General features: G+C 66.7%; 16 protein-coding genes. 8 read left to right on the plus strand and 8 right to left on the minus strand.

Annotation, left to right across the window (positions count from 1 at the left end; translation table 11 throughout):
* Positions 1-35 precede the first annotated feature (35 nt).
* The 4 genes from ACZI8W_RS19375 to ACZI8W_RS19390 all read left to right on the plus strand — a co-directional run bounded on the left by ACZI8W_RS19375 (position 36) and on the right by ACZI8W_RS19390 (position 2453).
* Positions 36-356 (plus strand): SAV_915 family protein, encoded by a 321-nt coding sequence (locus tag ACZI8W_RS19375; protein ID WP_463370132.1) that lies wholly within the window; start codon positions 36-38, stop codon positions 354-356.
* On the plus strand, positions 353-628 hold the full coding sequence (locus ACZI8W_RS19380; RefSeq protein WP_463370133.1) for a hypothetical protein: 276 nt from the start codon (positions 353-355) through the stop codon (positions 626-628). The genes ACZI8W_RS19375 and ACZI8W_RS19380 overlap by 4 nt, the downstream gene beginning before the upstream one ends.
* The gene (locus tag ACZI8W_RS19385) at positions 625-1785 is read left to right on the plus strand and encodes a hypothetical protein (RefSeq protein ID WP_463370134.1); all 1161 of its coding nucleotides are present in this window, start codon (positions 625-627) and stop codon (positions 1783-1785) included. The genes ACZI8W_RS19380 and ACZI8W_RS19385 overlap by 4 nt, the downstream gene beginning before the upstream one ends.
* Positions 1786-1946: 161 nt before the next feature.
* Positions 1947-2453, plus strand: a complete 507-nt coding sequence (locus ACZI8W_RS19390; protein WP_463370135.1) for a UbiA prenyltransferase family protein — start codon at positions 1947-1949, stop codon at positions 2451-2453.
* Positions 2454-2473: 20 nt separating this feature from the next.
* Here the strand turns inward: ACZI8W_RS19390 and ACZI8W_RS19395 are convergent, their stop codons facing one another.
* Entirely contained in the window at positions 2474-5251 is a 2778-nt protein-coding gene (locus tag ACZI8W_RS19395; RefSeq protein ID WP_463370136.1) for an FAD-binding and (Fe-S)-binding domain-containing protein, read from the minus strand.
* A gap of 82 nt (positions 5252-5333) precedes the next feature.
* Between ACZI8W_RS19395 and ACZI8W_RS19400 the strand changes: the two genes are divergently transcribed.
* From ACZI8W_RS19400 to ACZI8W_RS19415, 4 genes are all read left to right on the plus strand, one after another.
* Positions 5334-8639, plus strand: coding sequence for an arabinosyltransferase domain-containing protein (locus ACZI8W_RS19400; protein WP_463370137.1), 3306 nt, complete (start codon positions 5334-5336; stop codon positions 8637-8639).
* Between the two features lie 80 nt (positions 8640-8719).
* Positions 8720-11995, plus strand: coding sequence for an arabinosyltransferase domain-containing protein (locus ACZI8W_RS19405; RefSeq protein ID WP_463370235.1), 3276 nt, complete (start codon positions 8720-8722; stop codon positions 11993-11995).
* Between the two features lie 180 nt (positions 11996-12175).
* Positions 12176-13174, plus strand: coding sequence for a hypothetical protein (locus tag ACZI8W_RS19410; protein WP_463370138.1), 999 nt, complete (start codon positions 12176-12178; stop codon positions 13172-13174).
* A 46-nt stretch (positions 13175-13220) separates the two neighbouring features.
* Positions 13221-13862: a TetR/AcrR family transcriptional regulator gene (locus tag ACZI8W_RS19415; protein WP_463370139.1), complete on the plus strand. Its 642-nt coding sequence runs from the start codon at positions 13221-13223 to the stop codon at positions 13860-13862.
* Between the two features lie 104 nt (positions 13863-13966).
* Here ACZI8W_RS19415 and ACZI8W_RS19420 read toward each other — a convergent pair whose 3' ends face one another.
* The 7 genes from ACZI8W_RS19420 to ACZI8W_RS19450 all read right to left on the minus strand — a co-directional run bounded on the left by ACZI8W_RS19420 (position 13967) and on the right by ACZI8W_RS19450 (position 26553).
* Entirely contained in the window at positions 13967-15508 is a 1542-nt protein-coding gene (locus tag ACZI8W_RS19420; RefSeq protein ID WP_463370140.1) for an acyl-CoA carboxylase subunit beta, read from the minus strand.
* A 7-nt stretch (positions 15509-15515) separates the two neighbouring features.
* Entirely contained in the window at positions 15516-20420 is a 4905-nt protein-coding gene (pks13, locus tag ACZI8W_RS19425) for a polyketide synthase Pks13 (protein WP_463370236.1), read from the minus strand.
* A 50-nt stretch (positions 20421-20470) separates the two neighbouring features.
* Positions 20471-22360 carry a long-chain-fatty-acid--AMP ligase FadD32 gene (gene fadD32, locus ACZI8W_RS19430; protein ID WP_463370237.1) on the minus strand — a complete coding sequence of 630 codons (1890 nt, stop codon included), beginning with the start codon at positions 22358-22360 and terminating at the stop codon, positions 20471-20473.
* Positions 22361-22592: 232 nt separating this feature from the next.
* Positions 22593-22715 (minus strand): hypothetical protein, encoded by a 123-nt coding sequence (locus ACZI8W_RS19435; RefSeq protein WP_463370141.1) that lies wholly within the window; start codon positions 22713-22715, stop codon positions 22593-22595.
* 275 nt (positions 22716-22990) lie between these two features.
* Entirely contained in the window at positions 22991-23947 is a 957-nt protein-coding gene (locus tag ACZI8W_RS19440) for a cutinase family protein (protein ID WP_463370142.1), read from the minus strand.
* A 31-nt stretch (positions 23948-23978) separates the two neighbouring features.
* On the minus strand, positions 23979-24521 hold the full coding sequence (locus ACZI8W_RS19445) for a DUF732 domain-containing protein (RefSeq protein ID WP_463370143.1): 543 nt from the start codon (positions 24519-24521) through the stop codon (positions 23979-23981).
* Between the two features lie 136 nt (positions 24522-24657).
* Entirely contained in the window at positions 24658-26553 is a 1896-nt protein-coding gene (locus ACZI8W_RS19450) for an alpha/beta hydrolase-fold protein (RefSeq protein ID WP_463370238.1), read from the minus strand.
* Between the last annotated feature and the right edge of the window lie 183 nt (positions 26554-26736).

The raw sequence follows: 26736 nt of genomic DNA on the forward strand, positions 1-26736 counted from the left end.
GTCGTGCGGGGGTACGACGGAATCGGGGGGATTCGATGAGTGAGATTCTGTACGTACCGACCAGGCGCCGCGACAAGTCGGGGCAGGTTCGGCTGGAGATGCGCACTCTTCCTGACGGCCGGCTGGCACTACCTGCCTTCACGTCACTGCAGGAACTCGTCCGCTGCTGCGGTCCGCGGCAAGCGTGGATGGGTGTCGACAGCACCGGACTACAGGAAATCCACCGCATCACCGAATACGACGTGGTCTTGCTCGACGCCAGACAACCACCGCCGCCACCAGCTACGGCCGAGGACGAATGCCGTCCTCCTGGAAGCTGGCTGCAGGATCCCCTCGGACGGACGCGAACCCGGTGAGCATCGAAATCGGCGACCTCAACTCGGTCGCGCGCCGACTCGCAACCGGGGCGATCGGAATCAACGACCTCGGATCCGAAGCCGCCGAAATACCTGACGCCGGTGCCTCCACCGTGCTGCTTGTAGACACCCTCGGGTCGATCGCAGCTGCCTTGGACGTGGCGGTCCGGTCGCTGGCCAACGCAGCGGACCTCACCCAGGATGGCCTGCGCGCTTACCAGGACACCGATGACCACAACGCGCAGGAAATCGCGAAGGTCAGTGAACCATGAGCCTCGACACCCGCGTCTTCGGCGACCCCGCCTCGTGCTACGTGTGCGCGGATACGCTCGCCGCCCTCGCAACCGGTGTGAACGATCAGCTGAAGTCGGCACGCGATGGCCGCGCAGAGTCCGAGTACGAGTTCAGGAGCACGGCAGGCGACGAGTTCCGGTCGACGCTCGACCGCATCATCGCCGGAACCACCGAAGCCGCAGACCAGATCGACGTGATTGCCGCCGCCCTGCGTGTATTCGCCGATGAGCTCGTCACCGCCCGAGCACGAATGTCGCAAGCCGAGGCGACAGCGTCGGAAGCCGGCATTCCCGTGGAGTTCGGTACCGGGATCGGCGAGCCGATCGAGATCGATCCGGACTCGTACGACGTTGCGCCCCAGATCCTTCGAGCAAAGCAGGTCGCGGCTTACGAAACTGCGGCGGGGCTCGTCGCGGAGGGTCGCGGGATCGAGGCCGCAGCGCACAGCGCGCTCGTGGAAGCGCTGCGCGGGCCGACGACAATCCTGAAGGATGCGGAGGCCCAGTGGGGCTGGCTGGCGGCGTTCGCAGTCACCGGATATGTGGGGACGGCATTTTCCGAACTGGCAAAATGGGGACCGCTCGCCGATAGCCGAAGCGCCAATCTGGCCCGGCTACACGAACTCGCCGCGGAAGCGGCCCGGCTGGGCGACCCGTACCCGGAAGCAACGGCAGCCAGAGCTGTTCGGGTCTTCCAAGGTGGAGCCGACGACGCGGCACGATTCGCTGCGGAGAATGCGCGACTGCTCGCGGGGCTCGGTGACAACGAGTTCGTCCAGTTGCTCGGGAAGAACGTCGGTGACTTTGTTCCGGACGGATCGGCGCTGAAGTCGCTCGGATCCAAGGTCCCAGTGTTCGGTCTAGGTCTGACCCTCACACAAACCGGATACGACGTGTACAACGCCGAGACCACCGGCGACGCGGTGAAAGCCGTCGCAAAAGACGTCGGTGGATTCGTAGCGGGAACCATCGCGACCGAGCTGATACTGGCGAGTGCGGCTGGCGGCCCCGTCACCCTTCTCGCGGTCGGCGCCGGCGTTGGCGTCGCGTTCGGTGTCGGTGAAGTGATCGAGCACTGGGACGACATCTCCGGTGCTGCCGGATCAGCGGCCCGCTGGGTCGGCAATCTTTTCTGAGGACGACGATGCAAGAGGCCGTATTGCCACCCATGCCCGACCCGACTACCGGTGAGCCCCGACCACCCCGCGCGCCCCGGATTCACCGAGGAACCAAGCACACCTCGACGGACCGTCGCCCCCGGAAGCGCCCCGCACCACCACCTGACAACTACGGACCGATGCTCGAATGGATCCAACCGACGCTCCGCGACCAATGGTTCGCCGCAGCGATCATGGTCGGATCTCTCATCGCCCTTATTTCGGTACAGGCCGGTTTCGAATGGGTCCACTGGTGGTGGCTCTGGGCAATCATGGTGACTTTCGCGTGGATGATGTTTCGGGCCACCGGAAACGCTTGGACTGCTGCTGGTGCCACATGGGTGCAGTGGCGCAGCACCTGGGTCGACACCTACCACCTGACCCGCATCCGCTTCTCCGCCGACGGCTACGCCCGCGTCCTCCGACTGCAAGACACCCACGGCAACAACATCCACTCGTTCAAGATTCACGAAATCCAAGGCAACCCCGCTCTGTGGGACCTTGTCTACAACGGAATCCTCCACTCCGTCGCATCAGGCAACTGCGACATCGACGCCAAAACTCGCCGCATCCTGAGAATCCCCTACGAACTCGGACCACGCCCGATCAACGACAAACGCACCAAGGGACGACGTCGCGGATGGTGAACACCGTCGACCTGCCAGGCCTACGACAACCGCGACGCGAGCAGCTCCGCCAGGTGAGTGCCGCGACGATCGGTGAGGTCGCTGAGCTGGGTGCGGCACGAGTACCCGTCGGCGAGTACCACGGTGCCGGCGTCAGCGGATTCGACTGCCGGGACGAGCTGGTTGTTCGCGACCGCGACCGACACGTCGTAGTGGCCGCGCTCGACCCCGAAGTTGCCCGCGAGACCGCAACAACCGCCCAGCCGGGTAACTTCCGCGCCGGAACGTTTCAGGAGCGCCGCATCGGCATCCCACCCCATGATCGCGTGGTGGTGACAGTGCGGCTGGGCGACGACGGTAGTGCCCGACAGTGACGGCGGCTCCCAGTCGCCGAGCAGTTCGGCGAGCGTGCGGGTGGATTCCGCGACGACACGCGCCGGCTCGGACCCGAGAAGTTCGACGGCGTCGGACCGCAACACCCCGGTACACGACGGCTCGATTCCGACGATCGGCGTCCCGGCACGGAAGAGTTCGGTGACTGTGCGGCCCAGTATCTTTCGCGCTTCGTCGAGCTGACCCGTGGTGATCCAGGTGAGGCCGCAGCACTGCTGTTTTTCGGTGACGTGGACGCGATATCCTGCTGCCTCGAGCACTTCCACCGCCGCGACCCCCACCTCGGGCGTGAAGTAGTCGGTGAAGGTGTCGACGAACAGCAGCACAGGATCGCCTGTGCGGGCCCGTTGCGCGGCGGTGTCGGCGAGCCATCGACGGAAGGTGCGCGGCGCGAAGTCGGGTACGTGCCTGCGCTTGTCCATTCCCCCCAACCGCAAACCTGCCGACGCGACACCCGGGACCTTGGTGATCGCATTGACGGCCTTCGGCATTCGTGATGCGAGCGCCGCCCATCGAGGGAGCCGACCAAGGGTGTAGTGACTGATCGGACGGCGCTTGCCACGGTAGGTCTGGTGCAGTACCTCCGACTTCCACGTCGCCATGTCGACACCGGTAGGGCAATCCGAGGCGCAGCCCTTGCACGACAAGCACAGATCGAGGGTCTCGTGCACCTCCGGTGACGACCACCTGTCTGCGACGAGCGACCCGTTGAGCATCTCCTGCAGGGCCCGGGCCCGGCCGCGTGTCGAATCCTTCTCCTCGCGGGTGGCGAGATACGACGGGCACATCACCCCGCCGACGGCGGTGGTGTCGGCGCGACACTTCCCGACGCCGGTGCACCGGTGCACGGCCTGGGTGAAGTTGCCGTCGTCGTCGCGGTACCGGAATGCGAGATCGGTGCGGAGTGCGGGTGCGGCCGTGACCCGCAGGTCGGCGTCGACGGGACGCGGATCGACGAGTACGCCCGGGTTGAGCAGGTTTTCGGGGTCGAACACCGACTTGACTGCCCCGAACAGGCGCAGCGCTTCGGTGGAGTACATCAGTGGCAGCAGTTCGCTGCGGGCTCGTCCGTCGCCGTGCTCCCCCGACATCGATCCGCCGTATGACGCCACCAATTTTCCTGCGGCAAAAAGGAATTCTCGAAACAATCCGGGCATTTCGAGCGGGATGTCGAGACGGATGTGGATGCAGCCGTCGGCGAAGTGCCCGTACGGGTAGCCGGTGATGCCGTAGCTGTCGGTGAGCTGCTCGAAATCGCGCAGGTAGTCGCCGGTGCGCTCCGGGGGGACCGCGGCGTCTTCCCATCCGGCGTGCGCGGGCAGGCCCCGAGGGCTGCGTGCGGACAACCCGGAGCCGTCTTCCCGGATCCGCCACAGGGCCGCGGCACGCGCCTGATCATCGACGTGCAGGGCGTCGATCGCACCGGAGACGTCGACCATCGACACGGCACGGTCGCGGACCTCTCCGTAGTCGTCGCCGACGAGTTCGACGAACAGCCACGCTGCACCACTCGGAAGCGGTGGGACCGCCCCCGGCCCCCGACGGGCGCGGACGATATCGACGATGCGCGAATCGAGACCCTCACACGCCGTGGGGCGGAAACGGAGCAGCGTGTGAGCCGCATTGCCGGCGTCGACGATGTCGGGGTAGCCGAGGACCACCATGGTGCGCACCGGGGAATCCGTCACCAGCTGCACGGTCGCCTCCGTGAGCACGCCGAGGGTTCCTTCGCTTCCGACGAACAGTCTGCGCACGTCGAAGCGATTCTCGGGAAGAAGATGCTCGAGTCCGTAGCCGGAGACCTGCCGCCCGAACCGGCCGAATTCGGTGCGGATCGTCGCGAGATTCGCGTCGACGAGATCGCGAAGCGGCTCGAGCATCGAGGTGCGGCCGGGGAGCGAGAGCGGATGCCCAGTGCCGGTGAGGACCTCGATGCCGATCACGTTGTCGGAGGTGCGGCCGTAGCCGAGGGCACGCGCGCCGCACGCATTGTTGCCGATCATCCCGCCGATCGTGCAGCGGTTGTGGGTCGACGGGTCGGGACCGAATCGAAGCCCGTGGGGCGCCGCGGCACGCTGCACGGCAGCTTGGACGACACCGGGTTGCACCCGCGCGGTGCGCTGCTGCGGGTCGATCTCGAGCACACGCCCCATGTGCCGGGAGAAGTCGAGCACGACCCCGGTTCCGACGGCGTTGCCCGCGAGCGACGTGCCTGCGCCGCGCGACGTGAGGGGCACGCCTTCGCTGCGGCACACGTCGAGGGTCGCGGCGACCTCGTCGACGCTGCGCGGCAGGACCACGACCTGCGGCGGAACCCGGTAGAGCGAGGCGTCGGACGAATACATCGCGCGGGTGGTGGTGTCGTCCCGGACATCGGAGATCCCCGCTTGGCGGAGGCGACTGCCGATCGCCGACGAGATCTCCATATCGACCGATGCTAACGGGGATGCGGCGGTCTCCGGATCAGGTCGAGCAGAACAGTGCACGACTCGCCTAGCATCGACCCCTGTGCCAGACGATTCCCATTCGACCGCTACGCCCGCTACGCCCGCTTCCTCGGTGACCGCGAGCGTCCGTCCCGCGCGACTCATCGCGGTCGTCACGGGTCTGCTCGGGTTCGCTCTGGCGATGTGCATTCCGTTTCTGCCGGTCGAGCAGGAAGCCGCATCCCTGCAGTGGCCGCAGAACGACAGCCTCGCCAGTGTCGAAGCGCCGCTCGTGACGTACACACCACTCACTTTGCGGGTGAGCGTTCCGTGTGCGTCCGCGGAGATGCTCGGTGAGGACGGCGGCACGCTCGTATCCACGGTGCCGCCGGGCGCACCGGATGCCACCGCCGACGCGCTTGTGATCCGCGCTGTCCCCGGTGAGGACGGCGCGCCGGGCACCGTCGAGGCGGTGCTGCGGAATACGGTGCTCGTCTCCACCCCGGTCGACGGGCCATGCACCGCCGTGACCGTGGCGTCGAATTCCGAGCGGACCGCAGCAGAGGTCGTCGGCGCCGAACCTGCCGTCGATGTCACCATCGACGGCGATGTCCGCCCCCAGATGGTGGGCGTCTTCTCCGATCTCGACGGATCCGCCGGTCCACTCACCACCGGCACCGAGCGCCTGTCCGTGCAGGCCGATCTCGATTCGCGGTTCACCTCCACGCCTACGGTGATCAAGTTCGTCGCGATGGTTCTGTGCGCCCTGGCGACGCTGTCGTCACTGGTTGCGCTGCATCGCATCGACGGGGTGGATCGCCGCACAGCACGCAGATTCCTGCCATCGCACTGGTGGCGATTCACCCTCGCCGACGCCGTCGTGGTCGGGATCCTGCTGCTGTGGCACGTGATCGGGGCAAACACCTCCGACGACGGCTACATCCTCAACATGGCCCGCGTGTCCACCGACGCGGGGTACATGGCGAACTACTTCCGCTGGTTCGGCGTCCCGGAGGCACCGTTCGGCTGGTTCTACGACGTGCTGGTCGTGATGTCGGAGGTGTCGACCGCCAGCATGTGGATGCGGTTGCCCACACTCATCGCGGCGATCGTGTGCTGGATGATCATCAGTCGCGAGGTGATTCCGCGCCTCGGTGTGGCCGTGCGGCACAACCCGGTCGCATTGTGGACCGCCGGTCTGGTTTTCCTCGCGTTCTGGCTGCCCTACAACAACGGTCTGCGTCCCGAACCGATCATTGCGGTCGGGGCGTTGCTCACGTGGTGCTCGATCGAACGTGCCATTGCGACCGGCCGTATGTTGCCCGCCGCGATCGGGGTGCTCATCGCCGCGTTCTCACTTGCCGCCGGCCCCACCGGGCTGATCTGTGTGGCCGCACTGATCGCCGGCATTCGCCCGCTCACGAAACTGGTCGTCGCACGACGCCCGCTCGTCGGTCTGCTTCCGCAGCTCGCCCCGGTCCTCGCGTCGGGTGCGGTCGTCATGATCGCCGTGTTCGCCGATCAGACGCTCGCGTCGGTGCTCGAGGCCACACGAGTACGGTCTGCGGTCGGACCGAATGTGCCGTGGTTCGATGAGCGGCTGCGTTGGGACGCGCTGCTCACCGTGGCCCCGGACGGGTCACTGGCTCGCCGCTTCGGCGTGTTCGTCATGCTGCTGTGCCTCGTGGTGTGCGTGATGCTCGTCCTCCGGAAGGGCCGCATCCCCGGTACCGCGATCGGCCCGTCGAGGCGCATCCTCGGTATCGTCTTCGCGTCGTTGTTTCTGATGATGCTCACACCCACGAAGTGGACCCACCACTTCGGTGTGTACGCGGGTCTGGCCGCGGCCGTCGCCGCTCTCGCCGCGGTGGGGGTGGGTGCCGCCGGGATCCGCTCGGCCCGCAACCGCGCCCTGTTCACCGCCGGTGTGCTGTTCGTGCTCACGATGTCGTTCACCGGCTCGAACGGCTGGTGGTATGTCTCCAGCTACGGTGTCCCGTGGTGGGACAAGCCGCCGTCCATCGCCGGGTACGAATTCTCGACTGCACTGCTCGCCCTGACCGTTCTGGCGCTGGCCGTGGCAGCCTGGTTCCACCTGCGCGAGCCGTTCACACGGCGGGAGTCAGCGGGGCAGAAGCCCCCGCGTAACGGGCGGGCTCGCGTGCTCGCCTCGGCGCCGCTGACCGTCGTTGCTGCCGGCGTCGTGCTCTTCGAGGTGCTCTCCCTCGTCAAGGGCGCCGTGTCGCAGTACCCGGCCTATTCGATCGCGCGATCGAACGTCGCCGCCTTCACAGGCGACGGATGCGGACTCGCCGATCATGTTCTCGTCGAAACCGATCCGAACGCCACCATGCTCGCTCCGCTGAATGATCCTGTCGCCGACGCCCTCGGCGCCGGACGCGCCGACGGATTCACTCCCGACGGCGTCGCGATGGACCTGACCGCGGACGCGGAGACCTCCACCCAGGGCGGAGCGAACACCCTCGACGCCGACGAGGGCGGCACCACCACCTCGACGACGGCCGGCACCGGCGGTGGAAGTCGCGGTGACGCCGGGATCAATGACAGCACCGTGCGGCTTCCATTCGGGCTCGACCCCGCGACGACCCCGGTGCTCGGCAGCTACCGGAGCGGCTCTCAGCACGCAGCCGAACTCGAATCGGGGTGGTATGCGCTGCCCGAACGCACCGACGACAGACCACTGCTCGTCGTCACCGCTGCGGGTCGCGTGCACTACGTCGACCCGGACGGTGTCATCAGTCCGGGCCAGGAGGTGCTCTTCGAGTTCGGTGTCACCGCAGGTGAGGATGTCGACGCGATCGGGCGGGTCGCGCCGATCGACATCGGACCGGCCCCGTCGTGGCGCAATCTCCGTGTGCCGAGCGAGGCGATTCCCGCGGAGGCCGACGCGGTGCGGCTCGTCGTCGACGACGGCGACCTGTCTCCAGACCAGTGGGTCGCGGTGACACCGCCGCGGATGCCGCAGCTCGACACCCTGCAGAACGTCGTCGGCTCCGACGCCCCCGGGCTCCTCGACTGGTCGGTCGGGCTCGCATTCCCGTGCCAGCGCCCGTTCGGGCACCACTACGGCGTCGCCGAGGTCCCCGAGTACCGCATCCTCCCCGACCGGGTGGGTGCCGATGCCACCAACGGATGGCAGGATTCCATCGGCGGTGGCCCCCTCGGTTGGATCCCGCTGCTGCTCACTGCCGAGACCGTGCCGACCTATCTGAACCACGACTGGGACCGCGACTGGGGGTCGCTGGAGCGGTATCGACGGATCGACCCGGACGCCGGAATCGCGACCATCGACGTCGACGAGATCACCCGCTCCGGTCTGTGGAGTCCGGGAGCAATCCGTGATGGGGTGCCCGATCTGCTCGAATGAGGGCGAGTGACCGCACAGGTCACGGCCCGATACCATCGACATCCGTGCCCGACGACACGACGAACGACTCTTCCCCGGCAATGACCGCCACGCGGCCGGTCGGTGAGGATCTGCGCGCGCAGTACCGCACCGCGCGACTCATCGCAGTCGTCGCCGGAATCATCGGGGTGGTGCTCGCACTCGCGACACCGTTCCTGCCTGTCAAGGTCACCGAAGCCACAGTGTCGTGGCCGCAGAACGGATCGATGACGGACGTCGAGGCGCCGCTCATGTCGCAGGTACCCCTGCAGCTGACGGCGACGGTGCCGTGCGCCGCGATCGCGGAACTGCCCGACAGCGGCGGCATGGTCCTCGCGACCGCGCCCGTTCGCGGGCAGGATGCCGCCCTCAATGCGATGTTCGTCCGGGTCGGGCAGCAGAACGTCGACGTCCTCGACCGCAACGTGGTGGTCGCGACCGCCCCGCGCGCCGATGTCATCTCCGGTGCCTGCACCGAGATCCGCATCTTCTCCGACGTCGAACGCACCACCGCCGAGTTCGTCGGCCTCACCGACGACGACGGCAATCCGCGCGCCGGTGAATTGACCGGCGACCTGCGGCCACTGGTCGTCGGGGTGTTCAGCGACCTGAGCACCGATGTGCCCGGTCTCGAAGTCCAGATAGATGTCGACTCCCGGTTCTCCTCGTCGCCGACACTCGTGAAATCTCTCGCGATGCTCCTCGCGGTGCTGTCGACGGCGCTCGCGCTGGGGGCGCTCGCGAAACTCGACGGCACCGACGGCCGTGGGCACCGACGGTTCTTCCCGGCCCGCTGGTGGAAGTTCAGCGGTATCGACGTCGTCGTGGTGGGAACGCTGATCGGGTGGCATTTCTTCGGTGCCAACACCTCCGACGACGGCTACCTGCTCACCATGGCCCGGGTATCGGATCACGCCGGGTACATGGCCAACTACTTCCGCTGGTTCGGTGTCCCCGAAGCGCCGTTCGGCTGGTACTACGATGTGCTGGCCGCGTTCGCAAAGATCTCGACGGCGAGCCCCTTCATGCGCCTGCCCGCGTTGATCGCCGGGATCCTGTGCTGGCTGGTGATCAGCCGCGAGGTCGTACCGCGCCTCGGGCGGGCGGTGCGGCACAACCAGATTGCATTGTGGACCGGTGGGCTCGTATTCCTCGCGTTCTGGCTGCCCTACAACAACGGGCTGCGTCCCGAGCCGATCGTCGCCGTGGGCGCCCTGCTCACCTGGTGCTCGATCGAGCGCGCCATCGCCACCGGTCGCCTGCTTCCTGCCGCGACCGCCGTGATCATCGGTGCCTTCACGCTCGCGGCCGCCCCGACCGGCCTGATGTGCGTGGCCGCGTTGATCGCCGGTATCCGGCCGCTGACACGCATCATCATCCGCAAGCACCGCGAGGTCGGCACACTGCCGCTGCTCGCCCCGATCGGTGCCGCCGGCTTCCTCGTACTCGTCGTCGTGTTCTCCGACCAGACCTTGTCCGCGGTGCTCGAAGCCACCCGTGTGCGCAGCCTCATCGGCCCCAACGAGGAGTGGTGGAACGACTTCCTCCGCTACTACTACCTGATGGTGCAGACCGTCGACGGGTCGCTGCCGCGCCGCTTCGCGTTCCTCGTCATGATCCTGTGCTTGTTCACGACGCTGCTCGTGCTGCTGCGCCGTCGTCGCATCCCCGGTATCGCGGTGAGCCCGTCGTGGCGCCTGATCGGCATCGTGTTCGGAACCATCTTCTTCATGATGTTCAACCCCACGAAGTGGACCCATCACTTCGGGGCGTACGCGGGTATCGCCGGGTCCCTGGCCGCGTTGACCGCCGTAGTCGTGTCGGCGCAGGCGCTGCGATCGCGGCGCAACCGCACGATCTTCCTCGCCGGACTGCTGTTCGTTCTCGCCGTCTCTTTCGCGGGCATCAACGGCTGGTGGTACGTGTCGAGTTACGGGGTGCCGTGGTTCGACAAGACGGTGTCATTGTCGGGCAACGAGGCAAGCACCCTGTTCCTCGTCCTGTTCGGATTGGCCCTCGTCCTCGTCGCCTGGCAGTACCTGCGCGAAGGATATGCACCGCCCCCGGAGAAACCCACGTCGGCGAAGGGTCGCCGGATCCGCGCGTTCGCCGCCGCGCCGCTGACCGTCGTCGCGGCAGCGATGGTGCTGTTCGAGGTGCTGTCGCTGGTCAAGGGCGCCGTGTCGCAATATCCGGCGTACTCGCTGGCCCGCTCGAACATCGACGCACTGACCGGGTCGTCGTGCGGTCTCGCCAACGACGTACTCGTCGAGATCGACCCCAACTCAGGACGACTCGAACCGGTCATCGACCTCGCCGACCCACCTGCCGACGGCGATGCGCTCGCGGGCAGCGGACCCGTCGGATTCTCTCCCAACGGAGTTCCGGATGACCTGACGGCCGACTACGTCGAAGTCAAACCCGGGCAGGGCAACACCGACACGCAGAGCATCGGCCCGACGTTCGAGACGGGTGCCGGCGGCGGTACCACCGGCGGCTCGGGCGCCGAGACGATCAACGGCAGTACCGTGAGGTTGCCGTTCGGGCTCGACCCGGCTGTGACACCGGTCCTCGGCAGCTACCAGGACGGCGTCCAGGAACCCGCGATGCTCACGTCGAGCTGGTACCGGCTGCCCGAACGCAGCGACACCGCTCCGCTCATCGTCATCTCCGCGGCCGGTCGCATCTGGTCGTACGACGACACCGGCGCACTGACCTACGGGCAGTCACTGCTACTCGAGTACGGCACCAGCAACCCCGACGGGACCTTCGAGGTGAAGGGCAATTACCTTCCCCGCGATATCGGACCGGCGCCGTCGTGGCGGAATCTGCGGGTCCCGATCGCCGACCTGCCCGAGGATGCCGACGTCGTCCGGGTCGTCGCGAACGACCCCAACCTCACCGGCGACCAGTGGCTCGCATTCACGCCACCGCGTGTACCGCAGCTCGACACGCTCAATTCGGTGATCGGCTCCGAACAGCCGGTGTTGCTGGACTGGGCCGTCGGCCTGCAGTTCCCATGCCAGCGGCCGTTCGACCACCGCTACGGCGTCGCGGAGATGCCGAACTATCGCATCCTTCCCGACCGTCCGCTGGCCGTGTCGTCCACCGACACCTGGCAGGCCGCCGAATTCGGTGGACCGCTCGGCTTCACCGAGGTGCTCGCGCGTCCCGAACAGATCCCGACATATCTCGACGGGGACTGGGCTCGCGACTGGGGGTCGCTCGAACGGTACGTGCGGTACTACCCCGATGCCGAACCCGCCGACGTCGCGACCGACCAGGCCACGCGCTCGGGCCTGTGGAACCCCGGCACCCTGAGGGTCTACGACCGCTAGGGCGCCCGCCCCCGATTGACCGAACGTCACCTTCATACACTCCAAGTGACCAAAGGTGACGTTCGGCCAAACTCCGCTGGCACACCGGGTTATCCACAGGAGGGCATTTCATCCACAGGTTCGTCCACTGACGCGCGCAACGACCCTGTTCTGTCCCTTGTGGTCGGCATCATGTTCGCCATGAAACGGGGAGCCTGGGGCGACGACCCCTCAGCACTGCACGCACTGAGCGTCAACGGGATCATCCGGACCGCGACGCTACTCGACTTCGGTGTCGCGTCTGGGACAATCTCTGGACGCTGCCGCAATGGCGGTCCGTGGCAGCGGATCCTGCCAGGCGTCATCGGCTTACACAACGGTCGGCTCAGCACGACCGACCGGCACACGGCAGCGCAACTCTATGGAGGCGCCGATGCAGTGCTCTCGGGGCATGCCGGATTGGCACTTCACGGCTACCAGCATTCCGCCACTATGAGTGATGTTCTTCTCCTCATCCCTCATGAACAACACCGACGGAAATTCTCGTTCGTCGATGTCGAGCGATCCTCTCGTCTCCCTGATCCCGTGGGCAAAGGAAAACTGCGCGTCGCACCTGTAGCTCGATGCCTGCTCGATGCCGCTCGCCGTATGTCGCGAACGGACCGATGCCGGGCTCTGCTGACGTCGGCTCTGCAACGCGGCGACGTCACTGTCGACGACCTCACGCAGGAACTGGCCGAGGGGAGCCGCCGAGGGACTGCCGTGCCGCGATTGGTCCTACGCGAACTCTCCGACGACGCGCATTCTGTCGCCGAAGTGTGGGCACAGAAACTGTACGCGACCAGTGGCTTACCAGCGATGATGCACAACGTGGATGTTGTCACCGAGGACGGCACCTGGATCGCCCGCCCCGACGGATGGATCGACGGCGTCGCCGTGGCGTGGGAGATCGATTCACTCGCGCACCATTTCAGTCCGGCCGACCACGAAAAGACGATGCAGCGCCGAGCCCGTATGCAGCGGCACGGGATCATCGTGGTCGAGCACCTGCCCACTCAGATCCGAAACTCACCCGCGATAGTTCTCGCAGATCTTCGGGCAGCCGTGGAACACGCCTCCCGGCGCCCTCGACCCCCAGTCCGATTAACCGAACGTCACCTTCATACATCCCAAGTGACTCAGGGTGACGTTCGGCCATAAACAGGAGGGTGCGCAGAATTCGGTTCCGACTCTCTAGAATGACCAGGTGACCATCGAAGACATCTCCGGCACCAGCTCCATGTCGGCCCGCGCCACCGAAGCCGTCCAGCGCAGCCTCACTCCGCGACAGGCGGCAGCGAGCCGGGACGTCGACCGCCTGATCAAAGCCGGCCGGGATCTGCTGACCGCGGGATCGCCCGCACGCGTCGCCGACATCGTGGCTGCCGCGGGACTGTCCAACGATGCGTTCTACCGGTATTTTCGCAGCAAGGGCGACTTCGTCGATGCCGTGGTGGAAGAGGGTGGACACCGTCTCGTCAACCATCTGCGCAGGAAGGTCAACTCCGCCGAGACGCCGGAAGCGGCGTTGCGCGCGGGCGCGGCCCTGATCCTGAAGCAGGGCGTCGACCCCGAGATCGCCGCCGCGACACGCAACGTCGTCGGCGGAGGTGGGCGGAGCCATGCTCCGAAGGTGCGGGAGGAGCTCGAGCTCACCCTCGCCCGCATTCTCGCGGGGCCGATCGCCGATCTGGGATCCACCGACCCGGAGCGTGATTCGATCACAACGACGATCCTGTTGCTGGCGCAGATGGAACATCTGCTGTGGAAGGACACGACGGACTTCGATGCGGCCGCGGAGGTCGAGCACATCCTCGGCTACATCCGGGGTGCCCTTCACACCGCCTGATCACTGGATTTCGCGGCACACCGGCGTCCCAAGAATCTTCGGCATTGCGAAAGTCCCACCGGCGCAGTCTCGAATGCAGGCGGTGGGACATGTCGCTCACGCACTCAGAGTGGAAGCAGGTGATGCTTGCGCGGGTTCTTGAACACCTTCTTGTCACGGAGGAGGGTCAGCGCCTTCCGGATCTCGAGACGCGTGGCCTTCGGCTCGATCACCGCATCGATGTAGCCGCGTTCGGCCGCGATGTACGGCGTCGCGACATGCTCGTTGTAGAAGTTGATGAGTTGCTGACGCACCACCGGAGCGTTCTCGCCGGCCTCGGCGATCTGCTTGCGCCCGATCACCGCAACCGCGGACTCCGCGCCCATCACGGCGATGCGTGCGGTCGGCCACGCGAAGTTGATGTCGGCGCCGAGTTGCTTCGAGCCCATCACTGCGTAACCGCCGCCGTACGACTTGCGCACCACAACGGTCACCTTCGGTACCGACGCCTCCACGTACGCGAACAGGAACCGTCCGCCACGCTTGATGACGCCGATCTTCTCCTGGTCGACACCCGGTAGGAAGCCCGGCGTGTCGACGACGAACACGAGCGGAATGTCGTAGGCGTCGCACACCCGCACGAAGTGCGCGGCCTTGTCGGCGGCGGCCGCGTCGAGCGCACCCGACAGGTACAGCGGCTGGTTCGCGACCACACCGACGGGGCGACCGTCGACGCGCGCGTAGCCGGTGATGATGTTCGGAGCGGTCTGCGAGCGGACCTCGAAGAAATCGCCGTCGTCGAAGATCTTGAGCAGGATGTCGTGCATTTCGTAGCCCGAGTTGTCGGCATCGGGCATGAACGAGTCGAGTTCTATGTCGTCGGGCGTGATCTCGGGCTCGAGACCCGGGTTGATCACGGGCGCCTTCTCCTGCGCATTCGACGGCATGTAGCTCAGGTACTGGCGCACCCAGTCGAACGCTGCCTTCTCATCAGGCGCGACATGGTGCACGTTGCCGTATTCGGCCTGTTTACGGGCGCTTCCGAGTTCCTCGAGGCTGACGTCTTCACCCGTGACCGCCTTGATGACATCGGGGCCGGTGACGAACATGTACGCCTCTTCGGTCGCCACGACGACGTCGGTGTTGATCGGTGCGTACACCGCACCGCCGGCGCACTTACCGACGATGACCGAGATCTGCGGGACCAGCCCGGACAGCGGTTCGGTCCGCTTGCCGATCTCGCCGTACCAGGCGAGCGAGGTCACTGCGTCCTGGACCCGGGCTCCGCCGGAGTCGTTGATACCGACAACCGGGCAGCCGATCTTCAATGCGTATTCCAGAACCGCAGACACCTTGCGGCCGAACATCTCGCCGACGCTGCCACCCAGAACGGTCTGGTCGTGCGAGAACACCGCGACCGGACGGCCGTCGACCAGTCCGTGTCCGACGACGACCGCATCGCCGTAGAACGCGTTCGGGTTCCCCGGCGTCTTCATCAGCGCGCCGATCTCGACGAACGTGCCTTTGTCGAGGAGCATGTCGATGCGCTCCCGAGCACTGGGAATGCCCTTCTTGGCACGCTTGGCGACCGCCGCTTCCCCTGCGGGTTCGTTCGCGATCTCCAGTTTTGCGCGCAGCTCGGCCAGCTTTTCTGCCGTGGTGGTCACTACTCGTTCAGCTCCTCGAGGCCTCGATGTCGGCCAACTTGCGGGTCAGATCGGCCCCCACCTTCGCGATGTACGGCTCGTCGACGATCTGGATGTGATCGCCACCGACGTGGACGATCTCCAGGTTCGCGACCACATCGCCCCACCCGCCGTCGGGCTGCCGGGTGGCGTACGCCGGCTCGAGGTCGATTGCATCGTCCTGATATTTGTCGGCCATGTACAGCACGACATCGCCGTCGTAGCGTTCGAGCTTCGCGGTCTCGATCGCCCGGTTGTCGAGCCACGACGTGCGCTGGTGCTCGATGATGCCCCCGGGGATCTCGGCGCCGCTCATCTCGAGCAGACCCATCAGGATCTTGATCTGCTCCTCGTCGCTGCCCGCCTCGGCGAGCAGGTCGTACGGGAGCGGTGCGTCGATGCCGTAGGTCTTCTTCGCGAAGGCCGAGTACCGCTGCCAGCGCTTCCGGATCTCGTCGGGGGTGTCCTCGATCTGTTCGCCGGGCATGACCGCGTCGAGCAGACCGACGATCCGCACATCTTTGCCTTCGGCGCGCAGCAATCGGCCCACCGCGTAGGCGAGCACCCCGCCCAGCGACCAGCCGTACAGCACGTATGGACCGTCGCCCTGGATGTCCTTGATGAGCGGCAGGTAGACTTTCGCGCGCTCGTCGATCGGGCCCTCGGTGCGTTCGAAGCCGTACATCGGGGTGTCGACGGGCAGGCGCTTGAGCAGCGGCTCGTACGCGACCGTCGAGCCACCGGCGGGATGGAACACGAACACCGGCACGGCAGACGATCCCTCGGGACGGGGCCGCAAAGCGCGGACGAGTCCGTCGATCTTGTCGGAGGATTCGAGGTACTGCCGGACTGCCTCCGAGAGCTGCTCGATCGTCGAGGCCGTGCGCACGTCGTCGACGGTGATCTCCCCGCCGGACCGCTCGGTGAGCCTGGCGGCGAGGCGCTCCGCCGCGGCGGCGTCGAGAGCGGGCAGCGTGTTGAAGATGCCCTTGGCGGACTTCCCGGTGACCACGGCCCACGATGCGAAGGTCAGGCGTTCCGCGGCGTCGCGAGGGGGAACGTCCGGTCCGGACGGTGCAGGTTCGGCAGGAGTATCGACCAGGATCTGCTCGGCTTCGCCGACGACGGTCGTATCCTCGACCGACTCCAGCGATGAATCCGTTTCCGCGCGTTCGGCTTCCTTCTCGGCGGCCTGTTGCGCGGCGATCTGGGCAACCTCTTCGCGATTCTCCACGGCATAGTGCAGGTACTTCGCGACATCGCGCAGGGACGCGTCCTTGACAGCCGCCAGCTGTAGCTGCGGGATGTCGAACTCGTACTCGACGCGATTCTTGATGCGCACTGCCATCAGCGAGTCGAGGCCCAGCTCCATGAGCGGAATCTCGGCGGGAAGATCCTCGGGTGCGTACCCCATGGACTCGGCGACGATCAGCGTCAGTCGCTCCTCGAGCGTTTGCGATCCTTCGGGATCCCACTTGTTGCCGAAGGTTTCGACCACCTCGGGCAGTTCCTCGACGTCGTCGGACCGGCGGGGCGGGGTGGCGATCACCGGAGTGGGCAGAGCCTCGCCGGACGCGACGACTCCCTCGTGCACCAGGGTGAAACCGCTCTCGGTACGGGCGTGCACCTGCACCGAGGCACCGCCGGGGTGCAGGGTCAAGGTGGTGGTCACCGTGGCTGCAGCGGGCAGCTCGGCGTGCCGTATGGATGCGCTGAGGGTGACATCGGCGAGCACCTGCGACGCAGCGGTGGTGACGAGCTCCGCAGGATCGGTGACTGCCCCCGCCTGCACCTCCCACACATGGCGACCGTCGGGCAGCGCGACATGCGCGCCGGGAACCCGGCCGTGGCCGCCACTGCCACCGATGCGGGCATCGACCCAGTACGGCTTGCGCAGAAACGCGGTGCGCGGAATGTCGGCGTAGTCGCCCTCGGGAAGCAGCGACCGCAGATCCACCGGATGTCCGTGGACGTAGAGCTGCGCGACGGCGGTGAGCACGCCCAGCGACTCGTCTTCCTTGCGCTTGAGCGTCTGGATGAACACGCCGTCCTGCACACCGGCATCGAATGCGGTGGCGGCCACCGACATCAACGTCGCAGGATTCGCGTTGAGCTCGACGAACGTCGTGTACCCGTCGGTGAGCGCCTTCCGGATCGCCTGGGTGAAGTACACGCTGTGGCGCATGCCCTTCGTCCAGTACTCGACCGGATGGATGCCCTCGTGCCCTGCGCGGTAGAGCACTTCCTGGTCGACGGACGAGTACACGTCCACCTTCAGGCGCTGCGGCTCCATGCCCGCGAGTTCGGCGGCGAGCTCACCCAGGATCGGATCGACCTGCGACGTGTGGCTCGCGCCCTTGGTCTGCAGTACCCGAGCGAACTTCTCCTCCGCCTCGGCGCGCGCGACGATGGCATTGACCTGCTCCTGCGGTCCACCGATCACGGTGTGGGTGGGCGCCGCGTAGACGCACACCTCGAGCTGCGGGAAGTCGGGAAGAACCGAGGTGATCTCGTCGGAGCTGTACTCGACCAGTGCCATCAGGCGGATGTCGTCGCCCTCGAGCTGGCCCTCGGCCTCGCCCATCAGGCGCGACCGGGCACAGATCACGCGCACGGCCTCCTCGAGAGACAGACCGCCCGAGATGTACGCGCCTGCGGCCTCACCCATCGAATGGCCGACGATCGCTGCGGGCTCGGCGCCGTGGTGCCGCAGCACCGCGGCGAGTCCGACCTGGATGGTGAAGATGCCGACCTGCGCGGTCTCGACGTCGTAGTCCTGCGCGTCGTCGAGGAACTTCTCCGTCATGGAGTAGCCCGACTCGTCGACGATGAACTCGTCGACCTCGTCGACCGCGGCGGCGAACACCGGGTTCTCGAGATACAGCTGCTTGGCCATCTTGCGGTGCTGCGCACCGAAGCCGGACAGCACCCACACCGGGCCGGTCGCAGCCGGACCGTCAGCGGTGAAGACATTCGCTGCAGGCTTACCAGCAGCGACGGCACGCAACCCCGCGATCGCCTCGGCGCGGTCGGCAGCGATGACCACGGCGCGGGATCGGCCGTGGTTGCGACGCGACAGCGTGCGGGCCACGTCGGCCAGCTCGGTGGTGCTCCCCGTCTCGGTCTCGAGCCAGTCGGCGAGATCCGTCGCGGCACGGCGACGACGCGACGGCATCGGTGCGGATACCGCGAGGACGACGGGCAACTCGCGTGCGGGCTCGGAGATCACGGCAGGCTCGGATGGCGCGGCATGCTCCGCGGCCTCGGCGCTGTCGGGCAGAACCTCGACCTCGGCCTCGGAGTCGCTCTGGCCTTCCGGCCCGGTGTACTCGTGCACCACGACATGCGCGTTGGTGCCGCCGAAACCGAATCCGGAGATGCCCGCGACAGCGCGACCGGAGTAGCGCGGCCACTCGGCGCCCTCCGGGATCACCCGCAGATTGGCCTTGTCGAATGCGATGTACGGGTTGGGTGCGGTGAAGTTGAGCGTGGCCGGGAGCGCGTTCTCCTGCATCGCGAGAACGACCTTGATCAGGCCCGCGGCACCCGCCGCTGCCTCGAGGTGTCCGAAGTTCGTCTTCGCGGAACCGAGCAGCGCCGGACTGTCTGCATCGCGGCCGCGACCCACGACACGGCCGAGGGCGTCGGCCTCGATCGGATCACCGAGCACCGTGCCGGTGCCGTGTGCCTCGATGTAGTCGACACCCGACGGAAGAATCTGTGCGTCGCGGTAGGCGCGGCGCAGCACATCGACCTGAGCCTCGGGGTTGGGTGCGGCCAGGCCGTTGGAGCGTCCGTCCTGATTGACAGCCGATCCCGCGATCACCGCGAGGATATTGTCGCCGTCGCGTTCGGCGTCCTCGAGTCGCTTGAGGACGACGAGGCCACCACCTTCCGCCCGGACGATGCCGTTGGCGTCGGCCGAGAACGCTTTGATCTTGCCGTCAGCGGTGAGCATGCCGGTTTCGTCGAAACCGAGTGTTCCCGCGGGAGCGAGCAGCATGTTGACGCCACCGGCGAGCGCGACATTCGCTTCGCCACCGCGCAAGGCTCGTACCGCCTGGTGCACGGCGACGAGCGACGACGAGCACGCCGTGTCGATGCTGATCGACGGACCGTGGAAGTCGAAGAAGTACGAGACACGATTAGCGACGATCGACGTGGACGTGCCGGTGATCGCGTACGGGTCGGCGACCGTCGGATCGGACGCCGCGATGAGCATGTAGTCGTTCGAGGACGAGCCGATGAACACACCGACCGAGCCGCCCTTGAGGGCGCTCGCCGGGATGTGGGCATGTTCGAGGGCCTCCCACGTCAGCTCCAGCGCGAGACGCTGCTGCGGGTCGACCATCTTGACCTCGCGCGGCGACATCGCGAAGAACTCGGCGTCGAAACCCTTGACGTCGTCGAGGTAGCCACCGCGGGTGTTCGCGTTCGCGATGGCCTCGGAGACGAGCGGATCGCCGTCGTACTCCGACCAGCGGCCCTCGGGCAGGTCTGTGATGCCGTCGCGTCCGGCAGCGAGCAGATCCCACATCTGGGCCGGCGTGTCGATATGTCCGGGCAGTCGCGTCGACATGCCGACGATCGCGACGTCCTTCGAACCGAGTGCACCACCGGTGACGTAGAAGGAATCGTCGGCGCCCTCCGGCACCTCCGGCTCGCCCTCGATGATGCGGGTCGCCAACGACGCGATGGTCGGGTGCTGGTAGGCGACGGTCGCGGTCAGCGTGACACCGAGGAGATCCTCGATGTCGCCGCTGAGTGCGACAGCGTCTCGCGACGCCAGCCCGAACTCCTCCATCGGACGATCGTCCGAGATCTGGGAGGCCGGCTGGCCGGTTGCGTCGGCAATCCAGTTCCGCAGCCATTCGCGCAGCTGCGCGACGGTCATTTCAATGTCAGCCATCAACCCACCACGCTACCCGGACAGAGGACAATTTCTTACACGCTGTCGGGGAACGCCTGCTGCTGGTACCCACCACGCAGCGTTCCCTCGATGTAGGCGGCCTTGCATGCCCGCCGCGCAATCTTCCCACTCGACGTGCGAGGAATGGATCCGGCCGGGACGAGAAGCACATCGCGGGCGGTCACACCGTGTCGCGCGGAGATCGCGGCGCGCACGGCGTCGGCGATCGGCTGCGGGTCGGCCTTACCGGCGCCCGGGGCGCGCTCGGCGACGACGACGAGCTGCTCGGACGAGTCGTCGGCGTCGAACTGCAGACCGGACGCCGCGTTGTCGAACACGACCGTGGGCAGCTGGTTCGCCGGCACCGCGAACGCAGCGACGAAGCCCGGACGCAGCGCCGTGCTCGCTTCCTGAGCGGAGAATTCGAGGTCTTGCGGGTAGTGGTTACGGCCGTCGACGATCACGAGGTCTTTGACACGCCCCGTGATGTACAGCTCGCCGTCGACGTAGACGCCGTAGTCACCGGTGCGCATCCAGTGGGCGTCCTCGGGTGTCCCTTCGGCGTGACTTCCCGGGCCGACCCGCTTCGTGATCTTGTTGTGGAAGGTCTCGGCGGTTTCGTCCTTTCGGCCCCAATAGCCGATTCCGATGTTGTCGCCGTGCAGCCAGATCTCGCCGACATGACCTTCCGGAGCCTCCGCGCCGGTCTCGGCGTCGACGATCGCAGCCCACTGGCTGCGGGCGACGTGGCCGCACGACACCTGCGGGATGGCGCCCGGCGCGTCGCGATCGACGAGGACGACCCGACCGGCGTTGAGCTCGGTCCGGTCCACGTAGAGGACCTTGGCTTCCTCGGAGTTCCTGGTCGACGAGACGAACAGCGTGGCCTCGGCCATGCCGTACGACGGCTTGATCGCGGTCTTCGGGAGCCCGAAGGGCTCGAACGCTTCGTTGAACTTGCGCATGGACGCCGTCGTCACCGGCTCGCTGCCGTTGATCAGACCGATCACGTTGCTCAGGTCGAGCGGCTCTCCGTCCTTGGGTACGCCGCGCGCAGCGGCGTGCTCGAACGCGAAGTTCGGCGCCGCCGCGAAGGTCCCCGCTCCGTCGGATACGGCAGCGAGTTCACGGATCCACCTGCCGGGCCGCTGCACGAATGCGCGGGGGCTCATGATCGTGATGTATTTGCCGCCGATCGCCGGAAGGATGACGGTGAGCAGCCCCATGTCGTGGAACAGGGGCAGCCAGGTGACACCCCGCGAGTTCTCGTTGAGCTCCATCGAGTCGGCCATCTGGATCACGTTGGTGAGCACGGACCGGTGGGTGATCTCCACACCGGCGGGCACGCGCGTCGAACCGGACGTGTATTGAAGGTATGCAATGTCGCCGCTGGCGGCCTCGGGACGCGTCCAGGAATCGGCGACGGTGTCGGGGATGGCATCGACGGCGATCACACGGGGTCGTTGCGCAGCGGGGAGCGGCCGGAAGAACTGGCGCACGCCCGCGGCGGACGAGGTGGCGGTGAGGATCGCGCTGGGCGTGCAGTCGCCGAGGACGGCGTGCAGGCGGTCGGTGTGGCCGGGCTCATCAGGATCGAAGAGCGGCACTGCGATCACACCGGCGTAGATCGCCGCGAAGAACGACACCACGTAGTCGAGACCCTGGGGCGCGAGGATCGCAACGCGGTCGCCGGGATTGGTGACCTGCTGCAGCCGTGCGGCGATCGCACGGAGCCGCACGCCGAACTGTGCCCAGGTGAGCTCGTCCACGTCACCGTCACGGTTACGCGAGTAATCGATGTACCGGTAGGCCAGCTCGTCACCGTTCGAGGCAGTGTGCTGCTCGAGATGATCGAGCAACGTACTGCCCTCCGGCAGTTCGATCTGCCCGTTCTCATCGATGAACTCTTCGAACCCGACGCTCAATTCCTTCTCCCTGTCGAAGCGATCCCACAACCACTCGACATGGTTGCGCCCCATTTACGTTGTCCGCGCTACCGGATCGTCGTGCTGGCACAGCACGGACAGCCTCCGGCGATCAACCCGCCAGTACTGTCCATCGATCCGAGATCACGAATATGTTACAGATCGGCTCGGCTCGCTCCCCCGCGAGCAGCGGATCTTGTGGCGCGACCCCCTCCGTCCGAGATGGGAAGCATCAAAGATACGACACCCGGTCGGCGATCCGCGAAACGCCGTCTCGTTCGGCGATCTGTTCGGACACGGCAGTTGCGCGATACACGGGTTCGTCGCTGGTGCCCCCGATGCGTGGGCGGGACACATCGCCCGAACATCCCCTCCGGGGGCATGGGTCGGTCGATGCTGATCACCTCCACCGCACGACATTTCGTGACGAGGATCATTCCGAACGGCCCACCGTTCCCCCATGCCTCAGCCGGTCACGGCACACATCCAACCCCTTCGGTCACTACGGTAGAACTGCCCGCCGTCTCCCCCCTGCCCGCGATCATCGCTCGCGGGCGGGCCCGTAGGCGGCCATCGGTCGATTGTACCGATACGTGAGCCCGGACACTACCTGCCGGTAACCGAGATTCGTCACTCTTCGGGAGGATACGGTGCGGACTCGATCCTCTCTGCCGCCCATCCGGTGACCCACTGCGTCGCAGTGGTGCCCGATTCGTCCACTACGAACGTGTTGTACATGGCGTGGATCGGATTGTTGACGTACTCGAGAATCCGCGGTGCAGCGGTCATCCAATTGGTCGGGTTGAGCGCATCCGGCGGTGCATCGCAGATGCTGTCGGACGGTGCGCAGATCTGGAAGGTGCGGTCGTCCAGCACACCGAATCCACCGGGACGCTCGCCGGTCATCGTGATTCCGGGAAGTCTCAGACCACCGAGCGAGAGTTCGGCGCCGACCCCCGCGACCGGAGGACCGATGTCGATGCCGGCTACCCCGTCGCGACGGCCGTCGGCGATCAACGCGACACCGAGTACCCGATCCGCGGCCACCGGTCCGTTGCCCGCACCGATCTGCGCCGCGACGTCACCGGTGATCACAGCACCCTGCGAGAACCCGGTGAGGACGTAGGTGGTCAGCGGGCACTCCGCGGACCGCCCCGCGAGGAAATCGTTCATCGCGGCGGTACCGGCACTACGGCTGTTGTTGTACGACTGCTGACCGTCCGGTGGGAGCGCGACCGGATTGGAGAACTGCGCGACGTACGGAACCGTGTAGACGTCGGCGCGCTGCGGGTCGAACTGTTCCTGCAGTGGTCGCGTCACGTTCAACATCAGCGACGCCGGATTGGCCGTCGGGTTGTACGGGTCGTCGCCGACCGCGGACTCCCACGTACCCGGTACCGCAACCACCTGGACGTCAGGACACGACGCAGGCTGCGACTGCGGTTCCTCCGGTCCGGGCGGTGTGACGGGCCCGGGAACATCCAAACGCCCCGCCAACATGTACCAGAGAGCCAGCACCAGGACCAGAAGCAGCAGCGCCCCGAGTACGACGATCTTGCGTCCCCGCCGCCGCTTCGTTCCGGCCATCAACTGTTTCTCCCTCTACCTGCAATGCTCGTCAGCTGCAGTACGTGTCGTGGGCGACCGAGATGTAGGTATCGGCGGTTGCCGACGCCTCTTCTTCGGTGATCTCTTCACCGGCCGCGACGGATCCGCTGCCCACGAGGGCGGTCACCATCGTCTTGATCTCGTCGGGATTCCCACCTTGGGCCTCGGCACCGCAGACGTACTCGGCGATCGCTACCGCGCTCGCCTCGTCGGACGGCTCGATGCCCTCCTCACGCAGCGCGGCAACGAAGGCCTCCCCGCTCTCGCTCGGGGCGGGCTGCGATTCCGGCGGCGGCGCGGTCGCCGCCTCGCCCGGGCTTGTCGGGGCAGTGCCGGCGCCGGTGTCCTCGGTGGCGGACTCATCGGGAGTGCTGGTGTCGTCCGCCGACTCCGAAGTGGTCGCCTCTGCAGACGTGGTCGCAGTCGTGGTTGTCGGGGTGTTCGTGGCAGTCGAATCGTCGCTGCCGCACGCGGCAAGGACAGCCGCGGAAGTCAGGGCTGCGGCGATCGCTCCGAGGACGCGGGTCGAGCGAGAGCGGGTCCGTGCAGGCATCTGGGGTGTCCTCACATCCGGAAGTCGAGTCGATCTGAACTGGGCTCGGTCCAGGCTACAGAGCGAAGGCGGTGCCGGTCGGAGCGCCTGCTCCGACCGGCACCGTGTGAGCTACCGGGTCACCTGTCGTGCGAAATCACGGGTGCACCGTGGGGACGTCGTCGACGACGGTGACCGACCCGTGCGCGAACTTCTGCTCGATTCCACCGTCGATCGGCATCTCGTCACCGATCGGGTAGCCGAGCCGGCCGTTCTCGGCGCCCTCTGCCACCCACGCCTCGAACACGCGGCCACGCACCGGCCACGCACCCGTCTGATCGGTCCAGTAGAGGTTTCCGTGCTCGAATTCGGAGAAGCGCCCGTCGCCGGTGATCACGTGTTCGCTCGACGTCGGATAGCCGAGCACACCGGTCTCGTAGCCGAGCTCGCCGTACTTGGCCAGAATCTTTCCCAGCACGGCATTGGCGCCGGTCGCTTCCGTCCAGTACATCGCGCCGATGTCGAATGCCTGAACGCTGCCGCGCTGATCCGGAGTACCGACCTCGTCGAGCACCGGGTATCCGAGCGGTCCCGCTTCCCAGCCCTGCTCCTTCCATTCCTCGAAAATCGCGCCCTGCACCGTGCGTGCCCCGTGCTCGGGGGTCCAGTAGATGGCGCCGTGCTGGAAGTGGTTGAAGCGGCCGCGGCCGTCGGCGGTTCCGCGTTCCTCCGTGGTCGGGTAGCCGAGCCGGCCCGCGGGACCACCCGCGCTCTGGTACTTCCCGCCGATGGCTCCCGCGACAGGCACGGCAGTATCGCCGGACGAGAACACCCGGCCGTGGCGGAAGTCCTGCACGGAACCATCCGCGACGGGATACTCCCGCGTCAGGCAGTCGCCGAGCCACGGATTCGCACCCGCAACGTCACCGAACGCTCCGAGCGGGGCACACTCGGGCTTCTGGATCTCGACACCGAGTGTGTTGGCGAGCTGCGGCCACAGCTGATGCAGTTCGAACTCCCAGTAGGGCCACGAGTGCGTCCCCGACGGCCGGTACACGATCTGTGCGGGGATCCCGAGCTTGTTCAGCTTTGTCGCGAATGCCTGCGAAGTCAGGCGCGACAGGATCTCGAGGCCCATACCCGCGTAGTTAGTGCTCACGCCGGGGACGGCGGTCGGCTGATCGTACGGACCGGTACTGCCGCTACCACTCGACACGTACATGCTCACACCGCGCAGCTTCTCGGCGAGCAGATACGGGTCGTGAGATTCCCAGCCCTCGCTGCCGGGCTCGCCCCACATCGCGTCGACGTCGAATCCGCCGGCGTCCTGCATGGCGTAGCGGATGGCCTCGGGCATACCGAGCGTGGTGGTGGTGAGAATGCCCGACAGGGACCCTGCGAACTGGAAGAAGCCCTCGTTGCGGGCCGCAAGGAACATTGCGGCGGTGCCACCCATCGAGAGACCGACCACACCGCGCTTGTCGGTGGTGCGCCAGTCCTTCTCGAGAATGGGTGGGAGCTCCTTCGTCAGGAAAGTCTCCCACTTGTAGTTCTGGCCGTTGTTCTGGTCGAGCCAGTCCGCATAGAAGCTCGACTGGCCTCCGACGGGAAGCACCACGTTGACGTTCTTGTCGGCGAAGAACTGCTCGGCGTCCGTCTCGATCGTCCAGCCGTTCTCGTCGTCGCGAGCGCGGAGCCCGTCGAGCATGAACACCGACGGGAATCGAGCGTCGGGGGTGAGATTCCAATCCCGGGCAAGCAGAAGCTGCACCTGGATCGGAGTGCCCATCGAAGGCGAATCGATCCAGAGCGCGACCCGGCGGTCGGTGAGCCAATCGACCTTACGCACGGTCGCGCCGGCGGAGTCCTGTGTCGCTGCCGGCCCGGACTCGGCGGCCGCCGGCTGTGCCGTCGCCACCGCGACGGTCGTCAACCCTGCCCCGACCGGCGCCACGACCGCCGCAGCGATGAGCCCGAGCAGGCGTCGCTTCGTCGTCGAGCCGGTCTTGTCCTCGTTCGGCCTCCCCCGATGGCCACCATGCACAGTTCGCATCGACATCGCTCACTTCCTGCATTGCGGTATTGCAGAGTCGGTATCCCGGGAGCCGCCCGCCGATCGGATCGGCCACGCCCAAATCCTGTTTCTACACGTCGAGCGACGTGATGTGAGGGAGCCGCGCTGTGACGGGTGAGGAAATTGTTACCGAACGCACGACACCGCCCGATCGCTCCGTGA

The organism is Rhodococcus ruitaii, assembly GCF_055230935.1.

Excerpts from the sequence above, each read along its gene's own strand:
- ACZI8W_RS19375 (WP_463370132.1), top strand. The coding sequence starts at position 36 with ATGAGTGAGATTCTGTACGTACCGACCAGGCGCCGCGACAAGTCGGGG.
- ACZI8W_RS19405 (WP_463370235.1), top strand. The coding sequence starts at position 8,720 with ATGACCGCCACGCGGCCGGTCGGTGAGGATCTGCGCGCGCAGTACCGC.
- pks13 (WP_463370236.1), bottom strand. The coding sequence starts at position 20,420 with ATGACCGTCGCGCAGCTGCGCGAATGGCTGCGGAACTGGATTGCCGAC.
- ACZI8W_RS19390 (WP_463370135.1), top strand. The coding sequence starts at position 1,947 with ATGCTCGAATGGATCCAACCGACGCTCCGCGACCAATGGTTCGCCGCA.
- ACZI8W_RS19445 (WP_463370143.1), bottom strand. The coding sequence starts at position 24,521 with ATGCCTGCACGGACCCGCTCTCGCTCGACCCGCGTCCTCGGAGCGATC.
- ACZI8W_RS19410 (WP_463370138.1), top strand. The coding sequence starts at position 12,176 with ATGAAACGGGGAGCCTGGGGCGACGACCCCTCAGCACTGCACGCACTG.
- ACZI8W_RS19395 (WP_463370136.1), bottom strand. The coding sequence starts at position 5,251 with ATGGAGATCTCGTCGGCGATCGGCAGTCGCCTCCGCCAAGCGGGGATC.
- ACZI8W_RS19450 (WP_463370238.1), bottom strand. The coding sequence starts at position 26,553 with ATGCGAACTGTGCATGGTGGCCATCGGGGGAGGCCGAACGAGGACAAG.
- ACZI8W_RS19440 (WP_463370142.1), bottom strand. The coding sequence starts at position 23,947 with ATGGCCGGAACGAAGCGGCGGCGGGGACGCAAGATCGTCGTACTCGGG.
- ACZI8W_RS19385 (WP_463370134.1), top strand. The coding sequence starts at position 625 with ATGAGCCTCGACACCCGCGTCTTCGGCGACCCCGCCTCGTGCTACGTG.